This window comes from Psychrobacter sp., from assembly GCF_035469765.1.
Lineage (GTDB): Bacteria > Pseudomonadota > Gammaproteobacteria > Pseudomonadales > Moraxellaceae > Psychrobacter.
This window is the reverse complement of record NZ_DATIRM010000369.1, coordinates 1-2,171: the sequence shown is the minus strand read 5'-3', so window position 1 is coordinate 2,171 and position 2,171 is coordinate 1. Positions and strand designations below refer to the sequence as shown.

The window sequence follows — 2,171 nt, the reverse complement described above, 5'->3', positions numbered from 1 at the left end:
ATGGAGTATTGCACTGCTAATACCTATGCCATCAGCACCATACTGCTGCACCGCTTCAATACCAAGCCAACGACCTTGCGGCGCGCGATGCATATGAATTTGCAAATCAGTATTGGGAAACATCCACTCTAATTTTGCCATACCCAATTGTAGTGATCAACTAATTTAGGACAGCTGATAAGAGGTTTGGTTAAAATAACATTTCTCTTTCTCTGCTGGTGATAAATAATCGTTAAACGCATGCGGTCTCACGGTCTGATAATAGCCCCAGATGTAATCAACAATGGCGCTTTTAGCCTCAGCGATATCCTCATAACCGCCCTTTGGCATCCACTCTGTTTTAAAGCTTCTGAAGAATCTTTCGGTCGGCGCATTATCCCAACAATTTCCACGACGGCTCATGCTTTGCGTCATACCCTCACAACTTGCCACGGACTCAGCGAATTTCTTACTGGTGTAATGCGTCCCTTGATCAGAATGAAACAGTACCCCGCTTGGCCTTAATCGTGTGTGATATGCCATTTGCAGCGCTTTACTTGTCAACACGCTGTCAGGAGAATCTGATACGGCAAAGCCAACCACACGGCGGGCATATAGGTCTAAAACCACGGCTAGATAACTAAAGCCGCCTTTGATGCGTATATAGGTCACATCCCCTGTCCAGACCTGATTAGGGGCAGTTGGACTAAATCTGCGTTTTAGAATATTGTCATGAGCTTGGTGTTCTTCGTCAGCTCGCTTGTATTTATGTGTTTTTAGCTGGCAACTGATGAGCCCCATACTTCTCATAATCTTAGCAGCTAAGTAACGTGTCAGCTTAATGCCATGCTCATTCATCAAGATAGCAGCAATACTGCGAGCGCCAGCTGATTGCTTTGAGTCATTAAATATTTGGCGAATGAAGGCTTTAAGCTTGACCATTTCAATATTTATCGGCTTTGGCTGCAACCCATAGTAATAGCTACTCTTAACCATGCCAAACAGGTCACACAATTGAGTTTTACTCATCTGTTTGTCTTGCTCTGCCAGCTGACTTATCAGCGATAATCGCTCAGACTGTCCAAGGCTAGCAGAGCTGAAGCCTCACTCGAGCATAGCTCTTGTCTTGCGTCGGGACGAAGCAGTGCTTCGTTTTATCCCTCCTCATTTAAGATGTCGCGCTCCATAGTCAGCCGTTTTACTTGTTTACGCAGTTCTTGGAGTTCTCGCTGTTCATCGGTTAAGGCATTGCCGACTTTAGGTGCTTGACCACCCATTTCTTGACGGTACTGACTCAGCCATTTCTGTAAGGTGGATTTGCCCATGCCAAGTGAATCAGAAACGTCGGGGATGCTGCGGTTTTGATCAATGACTAAGCTGATGGCTTCAAGTTTGAATTCTCGGGTATATTGGTTGCGTTTGTTGGTCATACTAGTTTCCTTCTTTAGGCTAGTATAGCCTCTTATGCACTGTCCAGTTTTATTATGCCACTACACCCTGCGGATCAAGGTCTTCGTTCAATGGATCAAGGACACGGTAGGCATGCCATGTTGCGTGTCCAAGAATAAGCAAGACCAAGATCTGCTACAAACGAGTAACGGCGTCGGTGTTATTGTCTCAAGACAGATCCTGTCCCTCATGCACGATAAAAACTTTACTAAAGCGTCTCAGGCTGCTGCCTTTTTAGGACTGATCCCTATTCAGTCTCTAAACCCATTTTCAAAGTGGTATATTCACTCAATGAGTTATCAGTATATGTTCGGTGCGCTATACAGGCATCGAACTACTTATGTTAGATACGGATTGCATGATTACTAAATCGATAGCATAGATTATTATTAAGCGGTATGCTTAAAATCTCCCAAGTTATTTTCTACGGGGTTTACAGCGTAGATCAGTTACTGAAGGGTCGCTAAGCTTGTCTCTCGCCTTCTCTTTATGGTATTTATAATCTGTCACAATTAACATGCTCTGTAAAATATTATTTTAGCCCTAATACTGTTTTTGCTGCAAAGTCACTGCCTCTACTTTGGCTAATCTCACTGTAATGTTTGAGCTTATCTTTTGAAACTTGTTCTACCTGTTTAAAAGCAGACACCATATCGTGATGATCAAAATTATTAGGATCTAGGATTACACCTAATTCTTTTTGTTCAATATCATAAGCTATATTGAATTGGTCACTTGAAAAC

General features: G+C 43.0%; 4 protein-coding genes and 1 pseudogene. 1 reads left to right on the top strand and 4 read right to left on the bottom strand.

Features of this window, described 5'->3' with window-relative positions; all coding sequences use genetic code 11:
• The 3 genes and pseudogenes from VLN09_RS10235 to VLN09_RS10225 all read right to left on the bottom strand — a co-directional run.
• Window positions 1-129: pseudogene (locus VLN09_RS10235) on the bottom strand (thioesterase family protein); the annotation flags it as partial.
• 36 nt (window positions 130-165) lie between these two features.
• A complete protein-coding gene (locus VLN09_RS10230) occupies window positions 166-1,029 on the bottom strand; it encodes an IS3 family transposase (protein WP_325246198.1) in 864 nt (287 codons plus the stop codon).
• 104 nt (window positions 1,030-1,133) lie between these two features.
• A complete protein-coding gene (locus VLN09_RS10225) occupies window positions 1,134-1,409 on the bottom strand; it encodes a transposase (protein WP_325246196.1) in 276 nt (91 codons plus the stop codon).
• Between the two features lie 34 nt (window positions 1,410-1,443).
• On the opposite strand from VLN09_RS10225, the gene VLN09_RS12320 reads away from it, so the two are divergent.
• The gene (locus tag VLN09_RS12320) at window positions 1,444-1,797 is read left to right on the top strand and encodes a transposase (RefSeq protein ID WP_414709122.1); all 354 of its coding nucleotides are present in this window, start codon (window positions 1,444-1,446) and stop codon (window positions 1,795-1,797) included.
• A gap of 163 nt (window positions 1,798-1,960) precedes the next feature.
• Here VLN09_RS12320 and VLN09_RS10220 read toward each other — a convergent pair.
• Window positions 1,961-2,171: hypothetical protein (locus VLN09_RS10220; protein WP_325246194.1), on the bottom strand; the 211-nt coding region annotated here is incomplete at its 5' end.